Genomic DNA, 540 nt, shown 5'->3' with positions numbered 1-540 from the left:
TAATGGCATATTTTTACTTTTGAAAACTCTTTATAGATACGAATATCTATAAGAATTTTAATATCAGCTTTCCAAATTTTTAAAGAGCATATTAATTAGTTAAACCAAGTGGTTTAGCTAACTAACAATCATCTGTGTGGACACTACGAACAAATAAGTTCTAAATCGTATAAGGAGGTGATCCAGCCCCAGGGTCCCCTAGGGCTACCTTGTTACGACTTCACCCCAGTCATGAATCACTCCGTGGTGAACGTCCTCCCTAAGGTTAGACTATCCACTTCTGGAGCAACCCACTCCCATGGTGTGACGGGCGGTGTGTACAAGGCCCGGGAACGTATTCACCGCATCATTCTGATATGCGATTACTAGCGATTCCGACTTCATGGAGTCGAGTTGCAGACTCCAATCCGGACTACGACGCACTTTAAGTGATTCGCTTACCCTCGCAGGTTCGCAGCACTCTGTATGCGCCATTGTAGCACGTGTGTAGCCCTACACGTAAGGGCCATGATGACTTGACGTCGTCCCCACCTTCCTCCG

Annotated in this window: 1 rRNA gene; it reads right to left on the bottom strand. The window is 45.7% G+C overall.

Annotated elements, in window-relative coordinates:
* Nucleotides 1–170 precede the first annotated feature (170 nt).
* Nucleotides 171–540, bottom strand: a 16S ribosomal RNA gene (locus MSG34_RS24125); the annotation flags it as partial.

It is taken from the genome of Vibrio sp. 1CM2L (assembly GCF_023161695.1).
Lineage (GTDB): Bacteria > Pseudomonadota > Gammaproteobacteria > Enterobacterales > Vibrionaceae > Vibrio > Vibrio coralliirubri.
The sequence above is the reverse complement of the archived record's forward strand: the minus strand, read 5'-3'. Positions and strand labels throughout refer to the sequence as shown.